The sequence below is a fragment of the Alcanivorax sp. HI0083 genome, assembly GCF_001635175.1.
In genome coordinates this window covers 1-698 of sequence record NZ_LWFX01000252.1, presented here as the reverse complement: position 1 = coordinate 698, position 698 = coordinate 1, and the positions used below count along the sequence as shown (strand labels likewise).

The 698-nt window shown below is 50.3% G+C and carries 1 protein-coding gene; it reads left to right on the top strand.

From position 1 onward, the window contains the following. Window positions 1-16 precede the first annotated feature (16 nt). A partial coding sequence (locus A3754_RS02735) for an acyl-CoA dehydrogenase family protein (protein ID WP_231880452.1) occupies window positions 17-698 on the top strand: 682 nt, incomplete at its 3' end.

Genomic DNA, 698 nt, shown 5'->3' with positions numbered 1-698 from the left:
ACAGAAGGAACGGTGGTTGCCCGGCATTCAGCGTGGCGAAACGCTATGGTGCCAAGGTTATTCTGAGCCCAATGCGGGCTCAGATCTGGCCTCGTTAAAAACGCGAGCCACGCGTAATGGCGACCATTATTTGGTTAATGGTCAAAAAATCTGGACGACACAGGCCCATTGGGCAGACATGATGTTTTGCTTGGTGCGAACGGATAGCACCGTGAAACAGCAGCAGGGTATTTCATTCCTGCTGATCGATATGAAAACCCCCGGGCTTGAAGTACGGCCGATTTATTCAATTGATGGGCATCATCACCTTAACGAAGTCTATTTTACCGACGTGAAAGTGCCTGTGGAAAATTTGGTGGGTCAAGAAGGAATGGGGTGGACCATTGCCAAGTTTCTTCTTACCCACGAACGCACCACCATTGCCGGTGTGGCGGATATTCACTACGAAATCAATCGCCTTAAAAGTGCTATCGATGCGCTACCAACGGAAACAGATAAGCAGTTGGCGGTGCGTCGGTTGGCTGGCTTGGAAGTCGATCTTATGGCACTGGAATACACCAACTTTCGCACCGTTGCTGCCACAGATGAAGGCAAGCCGTTCGGCCCAGAATCGTCAGGACTGAAAATCAAAGGCACGGAACTACAGCAAAGGGTTTCCCAAGCGATGGTGGAAATCGGAGGTTTGATGTCTTTGCCAT